The following is a 476-nucleotide window of genomic DNA, read 5'->3' on the forward strand; positions in this document are numbered from 1 at the left end:
TACGACTACGACGCCTTCGGCAACCTGATCCGCGAACGCCGTGGCCGCGACCAGCAACTCGTCACCGAATACCGCTACGACTGCCAGCACCGCCTGATCGGCCTGACCCGCGCCGACGGCCAAACCGCGACCTACCAATACGACGCCTTCGGCCGGCGCATCCGCAAAACCGTCGACGGCATCAGCACCGAGTTCTTCTGGCAAGGCGACCACCTCGTCGCCGAGAGCAGCAAAACCCACCACCGCAGCTACGTCTACGAACCCGGCACCTTCCGCCCGCTGGCCCTGCTCGACGGCAAAGGCCCGAAAAAGGCCTGCCCGTTCTACTACCAACTCGACCACCTCGGCACCCCGCAGGAACTCACCGACTACAGCGGCGAAATCGTCTGGTCGGCGCAATACGACGCCTACGGCAAGGTGTCGGCGATCACCCTCGCGGGCGAGGACTACCTGGACCAGCCGCTGCGCTTTCAGGG

At 65.3% G+C, this 476-nt stretch carries 1 protein-coding gene; it reads left to right on the plus strand.

All coding sequences use genetic code 11. From position 1 onward, the window contains the following. A partial coding sequence (locus M0808_RS28420; protein WP_247843193.1) for an RHS domain-containing protein occupies window positions 1-476 on the plus strand: 476 nt, incomplete at both ends.

It is taken from the genome of Pseudomonas sp. MWU12-3103b, from assembly GCF_023100615.1.
In the GTDB taxonomy this organism is placed as follows: domain Bacteria; phylum Pseudomonadota; class Gammaproteobacteria; order Pseudomonadales; family Pseudomonadaceae; genus Aquipseudomonas; species Aquipseudomonas putida_A.